This is a genomic window from Chryseolinea soli, from assembly GCF_003589925.1.
GTDB classification, from domain to species: domain Bacteria; phylum Bacteroidota; class Bacteroidia; order Cytophagales; family Cyclobacteriaceae; genus Chryseolinea; species Chryseolinea soli.
Genome location: NZ_CP032382.1, coordinates 493,133 through 513,412 on the forward strand (window position 1 = coordinate 493,133; position 20,280 = coordinate 513,412).

17 protein-coding genes are annotated in these 20,280 nt (G+C 52.2%); 3 read left to right on the forward strand and 14 right to left on the reverse strand.

Translation table 11 applies throughout. The features are described 5' to 3' along the window. Positions 1-32: 32 nt before the first annotated feature. On the forward strand, positions 33-3,440 hold the full coding sequence (locus D4L85_RS01835) for a methylmalonyl-CoA mutase family protein (RefSeq protein ID WP_119758616.1): 3,408 nt from the start codon (positions 33-35) through the stop codon (positions 3,438-3,440). Positions 3,441-3,522: 82 nt separating this feature from the next. Here the strand turns inward: D4L85_RS01835 and D4L85_RS01840 are convergent, their stop codons facing one another. From D4L85_RS01840 to D4L85_RS01860, 6 genes are all read right to left on the reverse strand, one after another. Beyond that, positions 3,523-4,356, reverse strand: coding sequence for a universal stress protein (locus tag D4L85_RS01840; protein WP_119752720.1), 834 nt, complete (start codon positions 4,354-4,356; stop codon positions 3,523-3,525). Between the two features lie 109 nt (positions 4,357-4,465). Then, the gene (locus D4L85_RS01845; protein WP_160143484.1) at positions 4,466-5,320 is read right to left on the reverse strand and encodes a tetratricopeptide repeat protein; all 855 of its coding nucleotides are present in this window, start codon (positions 5,318-5,320) and stop codon (positions 4,466-4,468) included. Positions 5,321-5,331: 11 nt separating this feature from the next. Next, positions 5,332-7,137, reverse strand: a complete 1,806-nt coding sequence (typA, locus tag D4L85_RS01850; RefSeq protein WP_119752722.1) for a translational GTPase TypA — start codon at positions 7,135-7,137, stop codon at positions 5,332-5,334. Between the two features lie 107 nt (positions 7,138-7,244). After that, complete coding sequence (locus tag D4L85_RS01855; protein ID WP_228450972.1) at positions 7,245-7,523, reverse strand: Uma2 family endonuclease; 279 nt, start codon at positions 7,521-7,523, stop codon at positions 7,245-7,247. A gap of 82 nt (positions 7,524-7,605) precedes the next feature. Beyond that, the gene (locus D4L85_RS34300) at positions 7,606-7,773 is read right to left on the reverse strand and encodes a hypothetical protein (RefSeq protein WP_160143486.1); all 168 of its coding nucleotides are present in this window, start codon (positions 7,771-7,773) and stop codon (positions 7,606-7,608) included. Between the two features lie 38 nt (positions 7,774-7,811). Further along, complete coding sequence (locus tag D4L85_RS01860; RefSeq protein WP_119752724.1) at positions 7,812-8,708, reverse strand: class I SAM-dependent methyltransferase; 897 nt, start codon at positions 8,706-8,708, stop codon at positions 7,812-7,814. A gap of 366 nt (positions 8,709-9,074) precedes the next feature. Between D4L85_RS01860 and D4L85_RS01865 the strand changes: the two genes are divergently transcribed. After that, entirely contained in the window at positions 9,075-9,869 is a 795-nt protein-coding gene (locus D4L85_RS01865) for a TrmH family RNA methyltransferase (protein WP_119752725.1), read from the forward strand. A gap of 78 nt (positions 9,870-9,947) precedes the next feature. Further along, a complete protein-coding gene (locus tag D4L85_RS01870) occupies positions 9,948-12,272 on the forward strand; it encodes a PAS domain-containing sensor histidine kinase (RefSeq protein WP_119752726.1) in 2,325 nt (774 codons plus the stop codon). A 482-nt stretch (positions 12,273-12,754) separates the two neighbouring features. On the opposite strand, the gene D4L85_RS01875 is transcribed toward D4L85_RS01870, so the two are convergent. The 8 genes from D4L85_RS01875 to D4L85_RS01910 form a co-directional block, all read right to left on the reverse strand. Next, entirely contained in the window at positions 12,755-13,123 is a 369-nt protein-coding gene (locus tag D4L85_RS01875; RefSeq protein WP_119752727.1) for a VOC family protein, read from the reverse strand. Next, complete coding sequence (locus D4L85_RS01880) at positions 13,120-13,485, reverse strand: hypothetical protein (RefSeq protein WP_119752728.1); 366 nt, start codon at positions 13,483-13,485, stop codon at positions 13,120-13,122. Before D4L85_RS01880 ends, D4L85_RS01875 begins: the two co-directional genes overlap by 4 nt. A gap of 4 nt (positions 13,486-13,489) precedes the next feature. Next, the gene (locus tag D4L85_RS01885) at positions 13,490-14,026 is read right to left on the reverse strand and encodes a DUF4199 domain-containing protein (protein WP_119752729.1); all 537 of its coding nucleotides are present in this window, start codon (positions 14,024-14,026) and stop codon (positions 13,490-13,492) included. Positions 14,027-14,164: 138 nt separating this feature from the next. Next, positions 14,165-14,596: a response regulator transcription factor gene (locus tag D4L85_RS01890; RefSeq protein WP_174236142.1), complete on the reverse strand. Its 432-nt coding sequence runs from the start codon at positions 14,594-14,596 to the stop codon at positions 14,165-14,167. A 52-nt stretch (positions 14,597-14,648) separates the two neighbouring features. Then, positions 14,649-16,187, reverse strand: coding sequence for a YifB family Mg chelatase-like AAA ATPase (locus tag D4L85_RS01895; protein WP_119752730.1), 1,539 nt, complete (start codon positions 16,185-16,187; stop codon positions 14,649-14,651). 34 nt (positions 16,188-16,221) lie between these two features. Beyond that, positions 16,222-16,536 (reverse strand): hypothetical protein, encoded by a 315-nt coding sequence (locus D4L85_RS01900; RefSeq protein WP_119752731.1) that lies wholly within the window; start codon positions 16,534-16,536, stop codon positions 16,222-16,224. A gap of 136 nt (positions 16,537-16,672) precedes the next feature. Continuing rightward, complete coding sequence (locus D4L85_RS01905) at positions 16,673-18,499, reverse strand: ABC transporter ATP-binding protein (protein WP_119752732.1); 1,827 nt, start codon at positions 18,497-18,499, stop codon at positions 16,673-16,675. A gap of 8 nt (positions 18,500-18,507) precedes the next feature. Further along, positions 18,508-20,199 (reverse strand): hypothetical protein, encoded by a 1,692-nt coding sequence (locus D4L85_RS01910; RefSeq protein WP_228450744.1) that lies wholly within the window; start codon positions 20,197-20,199, stop codon positions 18,508-18,510. Positions 20,200-20,280 lie beyond the last annotated feature (81 nt).

Genomic DNA, 20,280 nt, shown 5'->3' on the forward strand with positions numbered 1-20,280 from the left:
TTAAAACGAATGAATTCATGAGCACGGAAACGATGCAGGCAGCTCCCTCGGATAAGAAACAGACTTTGGCCGGACACCAGGCCCCAGCTCCCTATAAGCCCAAAAACAAAGTAAGGATCGTAACCGCTGCCAGCCTCTTCGACGGTCACGACGCGGCCATCAACATTATGCGCCGCATCATTCAAGCCACCGGCGTGGAGGTGATCCACCTGGGCCACGACCGCAGTGTAGAAGAAGTGGTGAACACCGCCATACAAGAAGATGCCCAAGCCATCGCCCTCACCAGCTATCAGGGCGGGCACACGGAATATTTCAAGTTCATGTACGACCTGCTTCAACAAAAAGGCGCAGGCCACATCAAGATCTTTGGCGGTGGCGGAGGCGTTATTCTCCCGGAAGAAATAAAGGAGCTGATGGACTATGGTGTCACCCGCATCTATTCCCCCGACGACGGTCGGGCCATGGGCCTGCAAGGTATGATCAACGACCTGGTGGAACAAAGTGATTTCCCCACCGGAGAAACCCTCAGCGATGAAGCCCGTCAGTTGGCCTCTAAAAATCCCGTAGCCATCGCACGGCTTATTTCCGCTGCAGAGAATTTCCACGATCGTCATCAGGATGTATTGAACACCCTAAAAACGATGGCGGAAAAATCGCAGGCTCCCGTGCTCGGCATCACCGGGACCGGAGGCGCGGGTAAGTCTTCTATGGTGGATGAGATCGTGCGTCGCTTCCTCATCGATTTCAAGGACAAGACCATTGGCCTCATTTCTGTTGATCCTTCAAAACGCAAGACCGGGGGCGCCCTGTTGGGTGACCGCATCCGCATGAACGCCATCAACAACCCGCGCGTGTTCATGCGCTCGCTGGCTACACGCCAAAGCAACCTGGCACTTTCTGTTTATGTGAAGGAAGCCATTCAAATTCTGAAGGCCGCAAACTATGACCTCATCATCCTGGAAACGTCAGGCATCGGTCAAAGTGATACGGAGATCCTGGATCACAGCAACGTGTCGCTCTATGTGATGACGCCCGAGTACGGCGCCGCCACCCAGCTCGAAAAGATCGACATGCTGGACTTTGCCGACATCATTGCGCTAAACAAATTCGACAAGCGCGGAGCACTGGACGCCTTGCGCGATGTGAAGAAACAATACCAACGCAACCACCAGCTTTGGGACAAGAAAGCCGACGACATGCCCGTGTTCGGCACCATCGCCTCCCAGTTCAACGACCCCGGTACCAATCAGCTCTACAAAAAAGTGATGGATACCATCACCGAAAAAACAGGCGCCCCTCTCCAATCTTCCTTCCACATCACACCGGAGATGTCGGAAAAAATATTTGTCATTCCGCCACACCGCACGCGCTACCTGAGCGAGATCTCCGAAAGCAATCGCGCCTATGACGCCTGGGTGACCCAACAAGCCGACGTCGCCGAAAAACTTTATGCTCTTCAAAAAACGCGCGATACACTCGGCAAAGAGCACGAAGACATCAAAAAAATATTGCTCGCCGAATTCGACCATATCAAACTGAACCTCGATCCCCGCAACTGGAAAGTGTTGGAGACGTGGGCGGGGAAAGTGCAACAATACAAAGCACCGCTTTTCAAATTCCAGGTGCGCGACAAAGAGATCGCCATTCAAACCCACACGGAATCCCTGTCGCACACCCAAGTGCCCAAGGTATCGCTGCCCCGCTACACGGGTTGGGGCGATTTGTTGCGCTGGAACTTACAAGAAAATGTTCCCGGAGAATTCCCGTACACGGCAGGCATCTATCCCTTCAAACGCGAAGGCGAAGATCCCACCCGCATGTTCGCCGGCGAAGGCGGACCAGAGCGCACCAACCGCCGCTTCCATTATGTGAGCCAAACCATGCCGGCCAAACGTCTGTCTACCGCGTTTGACTCCGTGACGCTGTATGGCAACGACCCCGACTATCGTCCGGATATTTATGGCAAGATCGGCAACTCGGGCGTGAGCATTTGTTGCCTGGACGACGCCAAGAAATTGTACAGCGGCTTCAACCTGGCCGATCCCAAAACATCGGTCTCCATGACCATCAACGGTCCTGCCCCGATGTTGTTGGCCTATTTCATGAATGCCGCCATCGATCAGCAATGTGAACTCTACATCCACCAGAACAACCTGGAAGAAGAAGTCAAACTAAAGATCGCCGCCCTCTACAAAGGGCACGAGTCGCAACGGCCGGCCTACCAGGGACCGCTGCCAAAAGGAAACGATGGTTTAGGATTGATGCTCTTGGGGGTTACGGGCGACCAAGTGCTTCCCGCCGAGGTCTATCAAAAAATAAAAGACTACACGCTCAAACAAGTACGCGGCACCGTACAAGCCGATATTCTAAAAGAGGACCAGGCCCAAAACACCTGCATCTTCTCCACCGAGTTTGCGTTGCGCCTGATGGGTGACGTTCAACAATATTTCATCGATCACCAGGTGCGTAACTTTTATTCGGTGTCTATCTCCGGCTATCACATCGCAGAAGCCGGTGCAAATCCCATTACGCAGCTGGCGTTCACGCTGGCCAATGGTTTCACCTACGTGGAGTATTATCTGAGCCGGGGCATGGACATCAATGAGTTTGCGCCCAACCTTTCCTTCTTTTTCAGCAACGGCATCGACCCTGAGTATGCTGTCATCGGCCGCGTGGCCCGGCGCATCTGGGCCAAGGCCCTGAAGAACAAGTATGGCGCCAATGCCCGCGCTCAAATGTTGAAATACCACATCCAAACCTCGGGCCGTTCCCTCCACGCCCAAGAGATCGACTTCAACGACATCCGTACCACGCTGCAAGCGCTGTATGCGATCTATGACAATTGCAATTCGCTTCACACGAATGCGTATGATGAGGCCATCACCACGCCTACCGAAGAATCGGTTCGTCGCGCCATGGCCATCCAATTGATCATCAACAAAGAACTGGGCCTCGCCAAAAATGAGAACCCGATACAAGGATCCTTCGTCATCGAGGAACTCACGGACCTCGTGGAAGAAGCGGTGCTCACCGAATTTGACCGCATCACCGAACGCGGCGGTGTGCTGGGTGCCATGGAAACCATGTATCAGCGCGGCAAGATCCAGGAAGAAAGTTTATACTATGAAACATTGAAACACACGGGAGAATATCCCATCATCGGCGTAAACACCTTCCTCAGCTCAAAAGGATCACCCACCATCATCCCCCGCGAAGTGATCCGCGCCACCTCGGAAGAAAAAGAATATCAAATCAACATGCTTCGCGCCCTGCACGCCCAGCAGAAAGAAGGATCCCGAGCCTTGCATGACGTGCAAGACGCCGCCATCCAAAACAAAAACATCTTCGAAGCCCTCATGGAAGCCGGCAAAACCTGCTCCCTGGGCCAAATCACCAAAGCCCTCTTCGAAGTAGGCGGCCAATACAGAAGAAATATGTAATCGAAAAAGAAGACACTGGATTCTGAATACTAACTCCCAACTCCCAACTCCTGGCTCCTGGATTCTGGCTCCCGGCTCCTGATTACTTCCGCTTAATGGTATACGTCCACACCGGACAATCCACGTGATTCACCACATCTTCCGCCACGCTGCCACTCAGCATGTGCTGGATCCCATGGCGTCCGTGCGTGCCCATGGCGATCATACCTCCATGAATGCTGTGTGTAAAGTTGATCACGCCCGAAGCTTCGTCCTTGTCGTTATAGACATGAAGCGAGAAATTTTTCAACATGTGGTAACGGGCAAAGTCCTGTAGCTGAACCTGTGTCACATCGTCGCTGATGAAACGTTCCGGGGTGTTGATCCAGACCACGTGAAGGGTGGCGTCGAGAAAATGCTGGAGGGCTTTCACATGCAGCAGGAGATCCTCCTGGCCATCTTCCAGGGCGTTGGGAAAAACGATGTCGCGAAGGGATGCCAGGGTTTCATTTTTCTTCACGGCAATAACGGGACACGAAGCATTGCGCACGATCTTCTCCGCATTCGATCCAATAAAAAATTCTTTCAAACCGCTCGCTCCCTTTGTGCCGGCGACCACCAGGTCGATGTCGTGATCGGTGATGTAGTTCATCATCACGCCCACCGGCGGACCGAAGTCAGTTTGTGTAATGAGTTTGTCGTCGCCGTACCGGGCCGTCAGTTGAGCAAAGCGTTCTTCGGATTGTTCGCCCAGGTCGCTCAGCAACGTGCTCTCAAACGTCAGCGAGGTGGCGATCAGGGTGTCGTGCATCACCGGCGGGTCCACTACATGCAAGAGGTATATCCGGCCGCCGGAGTGATGGGCTATATCAAGCGCCAGGGTCAACGCCTGGTAGGTCTGATCGGAAAAATCGCAAGGCACAAGAATTTTTTGCATACACTGATCCTTTTAGTTGCGAATGCGCGTATTGCTTTCTTCTGTGAACTTCCTTCTCCGAAGTTACGTCATCCTTTTCAAAAAAAACAGGAAAAAACGCGGTTTGCGATCAGTTGTCGCCGTAGCAGTATTGCTTCAGATAGGCGGCCGCATCATCCTCCCCGGCCTCAAACGCTTTGGTGAGCCAGCGGCAGCCCTCGGTGGTGTTTTTCTTTTCTACGAGGGCGATGCCTTTGTAGAAGATCAACGTGCGGTTGGTGGGTTCTTGTTTCAAGCCCTTGTCGATATAGAACAGGGCGGCATCATATTGGTCTTCGTCCAAACACAGCGAGCCGGCATACAAATAGGTTTGTATAAACGCCGGGTCTGACGCGATCACCTCGTCGAAGATCACCAACGCGCTGTCGAGGTCGTCTTCATAAAAATAACACAGACCCAGATAAGATTTCACTTCCGGGCCGGGTTCATACACCAGCAATTGACGGATGTCTTTCTTTGCTGCCGCATAACGATCGGCTTGCATCAAAACGGATGCGCGCCACCGCAGCAACTGGGTGCTGGCCGGGTTGGCCGCCATAAAAATATCGAGATCTTCCAACTGGGCAGCCGTGTCTCCCAATTCCTGGTTGATATAGAGCCTCAAGAGCCGGGCTTGTTCGTCGGGGACCTTATCGAGGTATTGATTTACATCTTTCAACGCATCCGCATATTGCGCCAGTCCATATTTGCAATAGGCGCGATTGTAAAACACCGCGTAGTCTTCGGGCGCTTTGAATTTGGTGGCTTGAATGATCTTATCATACAACACCAGGGCTCCGGCATAATCTTCGTGCGCCATCAGCGTGTCGGCCTGTGCCTTGAGCGACGGCCCTTTGTCTGTTTTGAGTTGGGCTGAAGCAAAAAAAGAACTCATCGCCAAAATGACGATGAGCCCTGTAGAATATGCGCGAAAATGCTTTGGCATTGCGCCGCGATTTATTTGCTGTTTCTCTTCCGATCGGTTTCGTTGAGGTAGATCTTCCGCAAGCGGATGGATTTGGGGGTAACCTCTACGTATTCGTCCGACTGAATGTATTCCAATGCCTCTTCCAAAGAGAAGATGATGGGGGGTGCGATCCTCATTTTTTCGTCAGAACCGGAAGCCCGCATGTTGGTGAGCTTTTTGGTTTTGGTGACGTTGATCACGAGGTCGCCGCTGCGGCTGTGTTCGCCGATCACTTGTCCTTCGTATACGGCCTCGCCTTCGTTGATAAAGAACTTGCCGCGATCTTGCAGGTTGTGCAAGCTGTAGGCAATGGCTTCGCCTTGTTCCATCACGATCAGTGAACCGTTGATCCGTCCGGGGATCTCGCCACGGAAGGCTTGATATTCTTTGAAGCGGTGGGTCACGATGGCTTCACCGGCTGTTACGTTCAATAAGTAATTTCTCAAACCGATGATACCGCGTGAAGGGATCATGAACTTCAGGATCATGCGATCGCCTTTCGGCTCCATGTTCAACATTTCACCCTTGCGTTGTGATACGGTCTCGATAGCCTTGCCGGCATCTGTTTCCGGAAGGTCGATGGTGAGCTCTTCCATAGGTTCGGATTTCACGCCGTCGATCTCCTTGAAGATCACCTGGGGTTGGCCGATCTGGAGTTCATAGCCTTCGCGGCGCATGGTCTCGATCAAAACCGACAAGTGGAGTACACCACGACCAAACACCATGAAGCTATCGGCAGAGCCGGTTTCTCCCAGGCGCAGGGCGAGGTTCTTTTCAAGTTCTTTCTCCAAACGGTCTTTGATGTGGCGCGAGGTCACAAACTTGCCTTCCTTACCATAGAAAGGCGAGTTGTTGATGGTGAAGAGCATACTCATGGTCGGCTCGTCGATCGAGATGGCTTTCATGCCTTCGGGCTTCTCGATGTCAGCAACGGTGTCGCCGATATCGAAACCTTCCAAACCTACCAGCGCGCAGATCTCGCCGGCCTTTACTTCTTCAACTTTCAGTTTATCGAAACCTTCGAATACGTACAGGTCTTTGATGCGGGACTTCACCACGGCGCGTGATTCACGTTTCACCAGGGCGATGGGTTGACCGGTCTTGATCGAGCCTCTGTGTACACGGCCAATAGCCACGCGGCCGATGTAGGCTGAATATTCCAGGGAGGTAATCAACATTTGGGTCGATCCTTCCTCCACCGCGGGGGCAGGTATGTATTGGATGATGCCGTCCAATAACGGGGTGATGCTGTCGGTAGGCGTTTTCCAGTCGGTGCTCATCCAGCCTTGTTTAGCAGAGCCATAGAAGGTGGGGAAGTCCAATTGTTCTTCGGTACCGTCGAGTTGGAACATGAGGTCGAAAACCTGTTCGTGTACTTCGTCGGGGGTACAGTTCTTTTTGTCAACTTTATTGATCACCACGATGGGCTTCAGTCCCAGTTGAAGGGCTTTTTGAAGCACGAAACGGGTTTGGGGCATGGGGCCTTCAAAAGCGTCCACCAGCAGCAAACAGCCGTCGGCCATGTTCAATACGCGCTCTACTTCACCGCCAAAGTCGCTGTGGCCGGGGGTGTCGATGACGTTGATCTTATAGTCTTTGTATCGTACCGATACGTTTTTTGCCAAAATGGTGATGCCGCGTTCGCGTTCCAGGTCATTGCTGTCCATGATGAGCTCACCAGGGGTTTCGTGGTCCTTGAAAAGCTTACCGGCCATGAGTAATTTGTCTACCAGGGTAGTTTTACCGTGATCGACGTGGGCAATGATAGCGATGTTCCTGATCTTGTTAACCTCCATAAATCCTCAAAATCCTCTGTTTTTTTCTGAATTGAGCCGCAAAGATACGACTTTTCGCCGGGTAATGGTTATCCCATTGTAAAGGTTTCTGTGGTCGGGGATGAATCTTAGAATTCAAACGTGTGATTCCCCAGGAAGGCCGAATGAAGTTTGCCGTGGGCATATGCTGACATGGTATATTTTCCGTCTTTCAGGATAAAACTTACGGTTTCTTTGGTTTTTGGTGAGACCATGTGATACTCCGGAATCTGAAACCGTTGATAAAGGACCCGTTTCCGGGCCTCATGAAAAGATTCGCGCGGAGAAAAAATCTCGATAATCATATCCGGCCGGCCATGGATTGCATCCTCTTTAATAATAGTCCGGTTGGCTTTGGCGATCACCATCAGGTCGGGAAGCAACACATTCGCTTTTCATCCAAAATAGATCAAGAGGAAGCATAAAGAGCAAATCCGCGTTTGTGCTCTCTTAATAAAGAGATTCAACGTCGTAAGCAGACGACCCCACGTGCTGACGATCAAGGGTTCGCGACGCAAATGGAAAGAGTTTTCCTTCCATGAGCTCCACCAATGTTCCTTCCATCAGGTTTTTGAAGACCTTCATGCCCAGCGATACGGATGCATTTTCGGGGTGCATGCCTGAATATACAACTAAACCCCTAGAGCAAAATGAGGCTACGAGCGAAATCTCAAAAACGTCCCCATTGGCAGATCTTTTCCCTGGGCGGATTTCAGAAAAAATTCTCCGTATTCGGGCTCTCTCATCTCGGGAAAATGCGACTTCGCCACGTTCAATCCCACGATCGGGGAAAGCCCGGCAGCGTACATGCTCAGAATGTGGAAATGATTTTTCTTTTCCAACAGCGCACTGCTAAGCGCCAGGAGCTCGTCCAATTGTTCCTGCAACGTCCACTTCTCGCCTTCCGGTCCGCGACCGTACGGTGGCGGGTCCATGATCACACCGTTGTATTTGTTGCCACGTTTCACCTCACGCTTCACAAATTTAAAGGCATCCTCATACACCCAACGGATGTCCTGGAGGCCATTCATCTGCATGTTCTGGCTGGCCCAATTTAAACCGGGGCGCGACGCATCGCAGTGCGTGACATCGGCGCCAGCCGAACGCGCCACCACGGAAGCGGCACCCGTGTAGGCAAACAAATTCAGCACACGGGGGCGCTGCAATTGCCATTGCGTGAGGGTGTCGTAAATAAAATTCCAGTTGCTGCCTTGTTCCGGAAAAACGCCTACATGACCAAAGCCCGTCAATGCCAGGCGCAGCGTCAGGCGGAGGCCATTATAATTGTATTGCACGTTCCAACTTTCCGGCATGGCGGGGTCTTTGGACCAGCCCCCTTTCACATCGTCGGTAAACCTGAACTTGTCCGTTTGCTCGCGCACAAATTTGGCGTGGGCTGTTTTCTTCCACACCTCGTCCGCCAGCGAGCGGCTCCAGAGCGCCTGGGGCTCGGGACGAATGAGCACGTACTTCCCAAAACGCTCCAGCTTTTCAAAGTTGCCGGAATCGAGGAGTTCATAGTCGTGCCAGGAGGCGGGGTGGAGCAGTTTCATGGATGTGGGCTTTTATGCAATACGCAGCCTTATGCAGCCGCAAAACTATTAAAATTATCGGGGATCTTTTAGGAGCCAGAATCCAGGAGCCAGGAGCCAGAATCCAGTAGTCAGTAGCCATTGTTTAGATGTTAGCTGTCAGGAGGTCATTGTTGGCCGACGGGAAATCAATGGCTTGACAAGTCGATTGCTTCTGATATTGATTTTGGACAACATAATACTACAAATCCCTTCACTCACACTCACCCCCACTCCCGCACTCTACTGGCTACTGGCTACTAGCTACTGATTCCCGCCTCCCAAATTCTGGCTCCTGGCTCCTGGATTCTGGCTCCTGATTGCTTAACATTACGCTTTCATTTTTCCATGCATCCCCTCATCACGAGCCCTCAGAATCCGAAAATAAAAAACGTGCTGGCCCTGGAGAAGGCCCGCGAGCGACGGGAGCAGAACGTTTTTATCATCGAGGGTTTGAAAGAGCTTTCCCTGGCTGTGACCGGCGGATACGTGCTTAACAGTGTGTTCTTTTGTCCGGATATTATTGACACCGAAAAGGTCTTGTCCCTGGTTGGCGACGAGCACCTGCTCATTCCCGTTCAAAAAGCCGTATTCGAAAAAATTGCCTATCGTGAAAGCACCGGGGGTGTGCTGGCCGTTGCCCGGCAAAAGACCCATTTTCTGGGAGACCTCCAGCTTCGTCCAACGCCTTTGGTGTTGGTGCTGGAATCGGTTGAAAAGCCCGGTAACCTCGGGGCTGTCTTGCGCACAGCCGATGCTGCCGGGGTAGATGCCGTGATCATCTGCGACCCGCAAACCGATTTCTATAACGCCAATGTTATCCGCTCCAGCGTAGGCTGTGTGTTTACCACCCCCGTGGCGTCGGCTACTTCTGCCGAAACCATTGCCTGGCTCAAAAAAAATAACATCGCCATTCTGGCTACCTATCTTCAGGCATCCCGCCCCTATTACGACGTCGATTTCCGGAAGCCGTCCGCCATCGTTATGGGCACAGAATCTACCGGATTATCAGACCTTTGGGTGAAGCAGGCCGACCAAAACATTATTATTCCCATGCAGGGGGCCATCGATTCCATGAACGTTTCCACGGCAGCGGCAGTTGTGGTGTTCGAAGCGGTGCGGCAGCGTGGTTTCCGGCGGTGAGAAACACAATTTTTTACAAACGTCCAACCTAACCTAAAGGCAAATCCCGTAACTTAGCCGCAGAGCCTAAGAGTGCAAATGGAAAAAATTCCATTGAAAAAGAAACCTGCGTCAGACGATACCTTCCTAAACGCGCTAGCCGATGCTTATCGGCTCCAGGAGTCTATTATCAGCACTACCGAACTGGCCGTCATTTCCACCACCCCCGAAGGCCTCATCACCAGCTTTAACAAAGCCGCGGAAACGCTTTCAGGCTACTCGGCCGACGAGATGATCGGCAAGGCAACGCCCGTGTTGCTGCACGACAACATCCAGCTTATTGAACGCGCCGACGAATTATCGAACGAACTCCACCAGGAGATCGAACCGAACTTTGAAGTACTGGCCACTAAAACGCGGCTGAAAAAAATTGCCGATCGCAAAGAGTGGACCTATATCCGCAAAGACGGCACCCGTTTCCCCGTGCTCGTTTCGTTCACGGGTCTGTGGGACGATAAAGGCACCCTCACCGGTTTTGCCAGCATCGCCACCGACATCACCGAAAGCAAACTGGCCGAAAAGAAACTCCGCGACTCCGAAGCCCATCTGCAGGCCCTCCTCAACTCCATCGACGACGTTGCTTTCGAGATCGGCCGCGATGGCGAGTACACCAACATCTGGACACGGAAAGATTATATGCTGTTCGCCAGCCCGCGCGAACAATACGTGGGCAAAAAAATAACGGACGTGCTAAGCGGCGACCTGCTCAAGCAATACCAGGACGCCATCGAAAAAGTGTTGCGCACGCAAAATTCCGAATCGCTGGAATATCCCGTGCCCCATCAAAAACGTTGGAGCTCTTGCAAGATCTCTTATATCAACGAGAATAAAGTGCTCATCCTCGTGCGCGATATCACCGCCAAGAAAAAAGCGGAGTTGTTGCTCGCACAAAGTGAACAAAAATTCAGGGCCCTCACGGAAAATATCCCCGGCGCCGTCTACCTCTGCAAAAAAGATGCACGCCACGAGATGCTTTACATCAACCACCAGGTGAAAGAGATCGTGGGCTACGATCCCGCCGATTTTATTTCGGGTAAAGTGAGCATGACCGACCTCTATCATCCCGAAGACCGCGAGCGCATTTTCGCCGTGGTGGAAAAGGCCGTGCAAACACACGAAAAGTTTCACCTCCGCTATCGCCTGCAAGATCGCAATGCCGAGTGGCGCTGGGTGGAAGAGATCGGAAGCGTGATCCTGCAACCCGGCGAACCTGCTATGATTGAGGGGTTCATCAGCGACATCACGTTCCAAAAGATCGCCGAAGAAGCGCTTGAAAAGATCGCCGAAGAAAACCACCGCATTTTCGCCAATGCCCTCAACCTGATCGCTATTGCCAGTTTCGATGGTTATTTTCTGAAACTGAACCCCTACTGGACCCAACTGTTGGGCTGGACCGAAGAGGAATTGATGAATCATCGCTTCATTGAATTTGTTCACCCCGACGATATTGTCCCGACCAAAAATGCGGTGGGACACCTGCAAGTGGGGCGTCATATTCCGACCTTCGAAAACCGCTACCGCCACAAAGACGGAACCTACCGCTGGCTGTTGTGGACGTCGGCCAGCGATGTGAAGAACCAGTTGATCTATGCCAGCGCGGTGGACATCACCGAACGCAAAAAATCAGAAGACGAATTGCTCCGCTCCAAGCAAAGCATGGAGTCGTTTGCCGTGAAATTACAAGAGCAGAACCGGCAACTCGACGAATTTGCCCACATCATCTCTCACAACCTGCGCTCGCCCATCGGCAACATCAAAGCGCTCATCGGACTGTTGAGTCCTTCCAGCTCCATCACCGAGTATCAGCAGATCTTCGAAAAGCTCAAGAACGTAGCGCACAACCTGGGGGAAACCATGAACGAGCTGATGGAGACGTTGAAGGCCAAAAAAGAAACCGACATCGAACGGGTGGATATCCGTTTTCACGAGATCTTCGACAAAGTGGTGCAGTCCCTGCAAGGAGAACTCATTCAGACCGGCGCCTCCATCACCTTTGACTTTAACGCCGCCCCGGTCATTCACTACTCGCGCACCTACCTGGAAAGTATTTTTCAAAATTTGCTCAGCAACGCCGTCAAATACCGTTCGCCTGACCGGGCGCCGGAAATTCATGTGCTCACCCGCATGCGCGATCATTCCGTGGAGCTGATCGTGCGCGATAACGGACTGGGTATTGAAATGGATAAATTCGGCGATAAGCTATTTGGTCTTCACAAGACCTTTCACGATCACAAAGACGCGCGGGGCGTTGGGTTGTTTCTCATCAAAACCCAGATCGAAGCGTTGGGTGGAACCATTCATGCGGAAAGCAAGGTGGGCGAAGGCACGACATTCACCGTCGCGTTTGGTATTTCTCAGGAGTAAAAAAATCAATCAATTTTGCGAACGACCCGAAAGGGCATAAAAAAGGGTTCAACCGAAACCTTAACCTAAACCTATGAGTTAAAAAGCTGGCTGAACCCCAAGGATCGGAAATGAAGAACCGTCTGTTCAGCATTTCCGGTATAAAAATGAGTTCAAACATCATGTTTATTAAGTCCTTTTACACGAATGGTGCCAGACCGTGATATGCTAACGTGTGTTGGCTCATTCTCTTGAACACCGGGGTCGATACCCGGGTGCACCGGTTCGGCTTTCTCTTTCCTCCATCAAAAACATATTCGTGCCGTTTGACCTCATTGAGGTGAAAACAACGGTAACCTATACGCCCGTTTATTTTAGCAAGTGTTACAAAAACATTTATGCGTCGCAAATTTTCGCTGGCGGTTATGAATGGTAAACAAGTTGCAACACCGGGGCTGAAGTTTTTCTTCATCAGCCCCACGCTGAAAGTTGCGAATGTCTCTCTAATCTTTGGGTTCCCAGAGTTCGATCTTGTTTCCTTCGGGATCGAGTATCCACCCGAATTTCCCATAGGGAAACTCCTGTACCTCGCCCACAATGGTTACGCCTTCCTCGCGAAGCACCGCCAGCAGGGCGTCCAGGTCGTGTACGCGGTAGTTGAACATGAACGGCTTTTCGCTGGGGGCAAAATAGGTGGTGTCTTTTTTAAAGGGACTCCAGACGGTTTGGGCTGGTTCTTTGGCATCGGGTTGGTTTGGGTCGATCCATTGGAATATTTCGCCTACCTCCAGGTGCTTTTGATACCATTCTTTCAGTTGCTTCGGATCTTCGGACTTGAAGAACACGCCGCCAATACCGGTGACTCGTTTCATTTCGATCTTTTTTTATAGGTGACAAAAAATAATTTGGTCCCTTGCGGGGAATGAAAGGCTGCCGGACGCGCTCCGGCCAGGTCAAGATTGTAGCAGATGATCAACGTGACGGCATCGGGTTGTTGATAGATGGCCTTTAGCGTATTGCCCTTGCCCGGTCCTTCTGTGCTGGTGATGTCCAGTGCATCGCCATTCCCGTTCGCAAACAAAAGATTGCCGGCATCCACGCGTTTTTGCTGAACATAGACAACAAACCCGTTGCCGTCGTGGATCTCCAGGATGTAGTCGTGTAACGATGCCGTAATATCAGCACCTCCAAGTTCCGCTTTCTCGATCGACCATTGTCCGTAGGGCTGTGGCATGGCGTCAGGCGTTTTGGGGAAGAATTTCTTTCCTGCGCAGCAGCGCGGCACAGATCAGCGTGATGAGGAGGCCCACCGGGAAGATCTCCAGGAGGGTCATGCCAAACCGGATCACGGGATTCTTGTATAGCTCGGTAAAATCGGCCATTTCTTTTTGGGTGGCCTTGATCATTTCCTCCGTGGCACCGCCCTCTCGCTGTTTCTTTATTTGGTAGCTGGTGTACTGCTCCATAAAATCGCCGCCCGCGGTATTATAATAGATCTCCCAACTCACGGCATACATCAGCGAAGCGATCAGCGTGATGAGAATTCCAATTTTGAAGGCCACTCCAAACGATATTTTTCCCTTGCCCTCCTGGTCGCGAAAGGTCTTGATGCCAAAGAACACCAATGACAAAGCGATGACCATGGACGTGTACCCGACAATCATGCTGTTGTCGTAGGTGATAATTCCCTGGCTCAGCAGGGGCTGAGAGATCACCAGCATGCCCGAAACAATGGCGCCGGCGATGAGACCGTAGATGAGGATGATTCTTTGCATAGTGTTTGATTTTTTTCGAAATGACGGTCCGGAACGGCAAAATGCCTTCACCCGAAAGTATGATTCTGATGGAAAATAGGAAAATCACCCGAAAGAAGTACGAAGAATTGTCGGCTGGTGGAGATTTCCTTTCCGCCGCTAGGGGATCAGCCCGAGCGCTTTTGCTTTTTGGATCGCCTGGGTACGGCGGCGGGCTTCGAGCTTGAGAAAAAGATTGGAGGTGTGGGTCTTTACCGTGTTGATCGACAGGAAAAGTTTATCGGCAATTTCCTGGTTGGAGAAGCCTTGCGCCATGCCCTCCAGCACTTCATACTCGCGGGGACTGATGCCGAATTGTTGCAGGGCGGATTCATTCGGGACGAAATTTCCACCCGCCGGTGGTGGAATGGGATTCTTTTTTCTGGTGAGCTTTAATCCAACCCAAATGCCGAGGCCTGTGAAAAGCAGGGAGACGACCCCGAGGTAAAATTCCAGAGAAAGGTCGCGGACGAAGAATTTGTATTCCAGCACTTTAAGCAGGAAGATCAGGAACGCAAGGAGCAGGGCATATAGGAGAATGGTTTTACGCACGGGTCAAATCTAACCGCTAAGGCGCTAAGGCGCAAAGGAAACGCCAGGGTATTCACCCTGTCCACCCTTCGCGGTCAAGGCTCCTGTATTGAATAGCCTCGGCGAGGTGTTCTGTTTTTATGGTGTCGGAAGCGGCGAGGTCGGCGATGGTGCGCGACACTTTGAGGATGCGGTCGTAGGCGCGGGCCGAGAGGCCGATGCGTTCCATGGCCGATTTGAGCAAGGTTTTGCCGGCGTCGTCGATGGCGCAGATTCGTTTCACCATGTTGGAGGGCATCATGGCGTTGCAGTAGATCGACGGGTGGTCGGTGAAACGGTGGGCCTGGCGCTCGCGGGCTTTCACCACGCGTTCGCGGATGGCTTCGCTGGTTTCGGAGCGGCGGTTGGCCGTCATTTCGTCAAAGCTCACGGGCACCACTTCCACGTGCAGGTCGATGCGGTCCAGCAGCGGGCCGCTGATCTTGCTGAGATAGCGCTGCACAACGCCCGGGCCACACACGCATTCTTTTTCGGGGTGATTGAAATAACCACAGGGACAAGGATTCATGCTGGCGATGAGCATAAAGTTGGCGGGATACTCCATCGAAACTTTCGCCCGCGATATGGTGACGCGACGCTCTTCCATCGGTTGACGCATCACCTCCAGCACCGAGCGTTTGAACTCGGGCAATTCATCCAGGAACAAGACGCCGTTGTTGGCCAGCGATATTTCGCCCGGCTGGGGAATGCCACCTCCGCCAACGAGCGCGATGTCGGAAATGGTGTGGTGGGGCGCACGAAACGGGCGCGTGGTCAGCAGCGAAGCTTGCCGCGTCAACCTCCCGGCTACGGAATGGATCTTGGTGGTCTCCAAAGCTTCCTGTAGCGTGAGCGGTGGCAGGATCGTGGGCAAGCGTTTTGCCAACATCGTTTTTCCCGCGCCGGGCGGACCGATCATGATCACGTTGTGACCACCGGCCGCGGCAATTTCCAATGCGCGTTTGATATTCTCCTGGCCTTGCACATCGCGGAAGTCGGTATCGTATCGATCCAACTGTGCGGCGAACGCTTCGCGGGCGTCGATGTGGACGGAGGGGATTTGTATTTTTTCTTCCAGGAAATCCACGGCCTCGCGCAGGTTGGCGACGGGATACACTTCGAGGTTGTTCACGATGGCCGCCTCGCCGGCGTTGTCGGTGGGCAGGATGAAACCTTTGAACCCTTCCTTGCGGGCCTGGATGGCGATGGGGAGCACACCGCGGATGGGACGCAACGTTCCGTCCAGGGCGAGCTCTCCCATGATCACGTACTGGTCCAGTTTGTCGGTGGTCAATTGGCCTGAAGCCTTCATCACGCAGAGGGCGATGGACAGGTCATAGGCGGCGCCTTCCTTGCGCAGGTCGGCCGGGGCGAGGTTGACAACGGTTTTGTTGCGGGGCATGAAGAAGCGTGCATGCTTCAACGCCGATTCAACACGGTGCTGGCTTTCTTTCACGGCGTTGTCGGGCAAGCCGCTCATGAAAAATTTTGTACCCTGACCCACGTTCACTTCGATCATGATCGTGCGGGCATCCACACCGTGTACGGCACCGCCAAATGTTTTAGCGACCATACAGGTAACGGGTTAATGACTTCTGAACTCTTGTCTAGTTCTTGGGCGTGGTCTTTGCCGCGTTCGAATCTTTGGCGGTTTCCTGGAGATCAAAAAGCTTTGCCTTCAACATGTTCAGCTCGTGGGTGAGCGCGTCTTTTTCTTTTTTACCATCCCGGCTAACGATCCATGACCAAATAACGTCGGCTACAATGAGCACGATGCCAAAAAAAGTAATGTACTTAAACAAACCAATATAACTGAATATCTTGGTCAGAAAGCTAAAATCCTGAATAAGGAGGGTGAAAATGAAAGCGCCGATATGAAACGCGCCAAAAACCAAATAAAAAATAATCCTCTTCTTATTCATGCGGGGTCTGGTTAAAACGAGCCGGCTACAACGGGTTCGTTAATTAAAGGTAAATGAAAAAATCTGAAATGGACAATCCATGCATGGTAATTCCATAAAACGCAATATCTCAGCGGTTCAATCCGGGAGGTGAGCGCTAGTTCACTTTCTGTATCTCGATGAGCTTTTTGTAAAGTCCGTTACCCTGGATGAGCACGTCGTGAGGGCCCCGCTCCAGGATCTGTCCTTGCTGTATCACCACGATCTCGTCGGCATGCTGAATGGTGCTGAGGCGGTGGGCGATGACGATGGAAGTCCGGTTCTTCATCAAGTTGGTGAGCGCATCCTGCACCAGGCGTTCCGACTCCGAGTCGAGCGCGGAGGTGGCTTCGTCCAGGATGAGGATCGGGGGATTCTTAAGCACGGCGCGGGCAATGCTCAGGCGCTGCCGCTGTCCGCCGGAAAGTTTGGAGCCGCGTTCGCCGATCACGGTGCGGTAGCCGTGTTCGGTCTGTGTAATAAATTCATGCGCGTTGGCCACCTTGGCCGCGTTGATCACATCTTCTTCTCGCGCGTCGTCCATGCCAAACGCAATGTTGTTGAAGATGGTGTCGTTGAAAAGAATAGATTCCTGAGTGACCACGCCAATCTGTTTCCGGAGCGATTCAAGATCGTAGTCCCGCAAGGAAACGCCATCCAATTGTATGTCGCCACCGGTGGGGTCGTAAAAACGCGGGACGAGATCGGCCAGCGTCGACTTTCCTCCCCCCGAAGAACCGACCAATGCAATGGTCTTTCCTTTGGCGATGGTGAGGTTTATATTTTTTAATACAGGCTCGCGGTCATAGGCAAACGTTACGTCGCGAAACACGATGTCGCGCTCAAAGGACGAAAGCATTTGAGCACCGGGTTTGTTCTTCACTGCAGGTTCTTCATCGATCAGCGCAAAAATTCTTTGGGCCGATACCGTGCCCTTTTGCAGCGATGTTATACCGTTGGAGAAATTCTTTGCAGGCTGAATGATGTTGGCAAAAATACCTATGAAGACCAAAAAGCTGCCGGCGTCCAGATCATACTCGCCCGACAACACCAGGGAACCACCAAAGTAAAGAATGGCCGCAACGATCATCACGCCCAGGATCTCCGACACGGGTGAGGCCAATTCGTTCTTCCGCGAGATGGAGAGATTCACCTTGCGATGGTGCGCCGTTTCGGCGTCGATCTTTTTTAAGATAAAATTGCGCGCATTAAAAGCCTGCACCACGCGCATGCCACCCAGCGTTTCATCCAAAATATTGACGATCCTGCCTAAAGACTCCTGGCTTTGGACAGCTTTGCGCTTCAAGCGCTTTACGATCTCTGCCAGCAATCCACCCATGACGGGGAGCAGCAACAATGAAAAGAATGTCAACTGTGGCGATATGGCAAAAAGAGCAACAAACGAAAGGACAATGGTGATGGGTTCTTTCAAAACGAATTTGAGACTGTTCACCACGGAGTTCTCTACCTCTGCCACATCGTTTGTAAAGCGTGATATCAGATCGCCTTTGCGCTGATCGTTAAAGTAGCCGATGTGCAACAGCGTGGCGTTTCTGAAAATGTGCATCCGCATGTTTCGTACTACATCCACTTTGATGCGCGATGCCGCCATGCGCTCCATATAAACAAAAAGGTTCCCGAGAAACCGGGTCGTCACGATGGCAACACAAACAAACAAAAGCGCCCGTGTGGGGCCCTGCTCATGAACAATGCTCAAAAAATAATAATTGAACACATCCGTAGCATAGTCGATGGTGAGCGAAAACGCCGGCATGGCCGTCACTTTAGCACTCTCTGCCTTGCCAAAGAGCGCATTCAACAGGGGCGCCATCAGCGCCACACTCACCAGGTTCAAGATGCTTCCGGGTATGGAGTAAAGAAAAAATTCAATCAGTCGTCGCACGAGGTGCGGCGCATAATGAAGTATGCGGAAATAAATTTTCATTTAACTGGTTAAAACTCGTAAAGTCGTTTCGGTATGTTCCATCGCAAAGCTAAGGAAGTTACGTTCGTATTGTTATTATAAAAAGCAACGTCCGATTTGCTCCTGCGCACCACCACCGACGCATCGATAAATATGTTGTGCCGCAGCATCCACGTCGCCGTGAACGTGCCGTAAACGAGATCGTTGGCGATGCCCTGCCCGATCTTGTTGCCATATTCCTGCTGGCGTGTAGAGTTGTTCTTCAGCAAGTTGCTTCCCCAGTTCACGCCCGTAGTGTCGCGGCCGATCTTTGCCACGATGAGTTTGCCCACCAGGTTCAGCCGGCGCAGCGGCTGGTAGCGCAAGATGCCTACCACCTCGTTAAAGTTAGCCCCCAGGGGGTGTGCAATGGGCTGCCGGTAGCTGGTGTAGTTGCCATAGGTGGTGTTGTGCGAATAAGTATAGGGCCGCACAATGTTCACTTCCCCTTGCAGGTCAAGATTAGGGACGCCAAACGCGTCAATATATTTTGCGCCACCCTGGATGGCAAACTTGTTGGCCCACCAGCCATCGCCGGACTTGATGTGGTCCAGCACAAACTCATCCAGCACAAACTGGCCATAGAACGACAGCTTCCGCACCGCATTCCACTTGAAATCGAATCCCAACAACACGTTGTCGCTGCTGCCATTCTGCTGCTCGATGGCGCGGTAGAAGATGATCGGGTTGAGGTAGTCGAGGCGGAAATTATCCGTGCCCACCGAATCGTCGACGCTAAACATGACCGACTCAAAAACGCCGATGTTCAGCTTCTTGCCAATGTTCAGGCTTAGGTGGTGCATGGCATTGAATTTATTGGGATAGCCCCCGGTCGCGGCCGTGAGTCCGCCCAGCGATCCGTTCACATCGGCGGTCATTTGGTTTAGCAAGAACATATAATTCAGTTTCCACACCTTCACTGTGCCTTTGAGGAACCAAGTGGGTGGCGAGAAATCCGAAAAAATGAGCGAGCGATAGCCGTTCCCGATAAAAATGCGGTCGTGGCCAAATTGTATGTTGATGTGCTTGGTAGCTTCGAAGGTGATGTAGCCCCGCGCCTGGAGAAAATCCACGCCCTTGCCATTTTTGTAGTCCTTCCAAAAACCCTCGTGGGGGATGACCGGGTTTTGCGACATCTGATCCCACACATAGGAAGGAAGCACCATTTGGTTGTCGGTGAGATAGGCATAGAAGCCCACCTTTTTATCCACCATCCCCCTGATCTCGGCCCCGCGGGTGTTGATGAACAACCGCTCGTCGCGACGCGAATCGCTGCCCGCGCCAAGGTATGCCACCGGGTTCACGTGCAGATCGAAGGCCTCCTCGTCCACGTAGAACAGATCCGATTTCTTTTTGTAAAGTCCCTTCAAAATGGGCTTGCGGCTGTTGCTGCTTTCGGCCCGTGAGAACTCCCAGCTGTCGTTTTGAAGGTATTCGTAGTTAAACGCATCGGCCTTGGAGACAAACTGGCCCTGCGCATGGAGGGTATCGATAAAAGCCACGATGTCGGACCGTTTGTAGGGTTTCACGGCCGTGAAAATGTTGGGGAGCACTTTGCCGGCCTTTACCTCATAGCGGTCGATGCTGTGGTAGTAATCTTCGTTGAGAGGGGCATAGCTGCTTTGGGCAAAAGCCGAGAGTTGTAAACCGGTGAGAAATAGAGCCAGTAGCCTTATTTTCATGCGTTGGGGAAGTTAAGGGGGTAAAAATACGGGATTTGGGGCAAACGCGTTTGCGGGGCATATTTTGGGGGACGCCAAGCT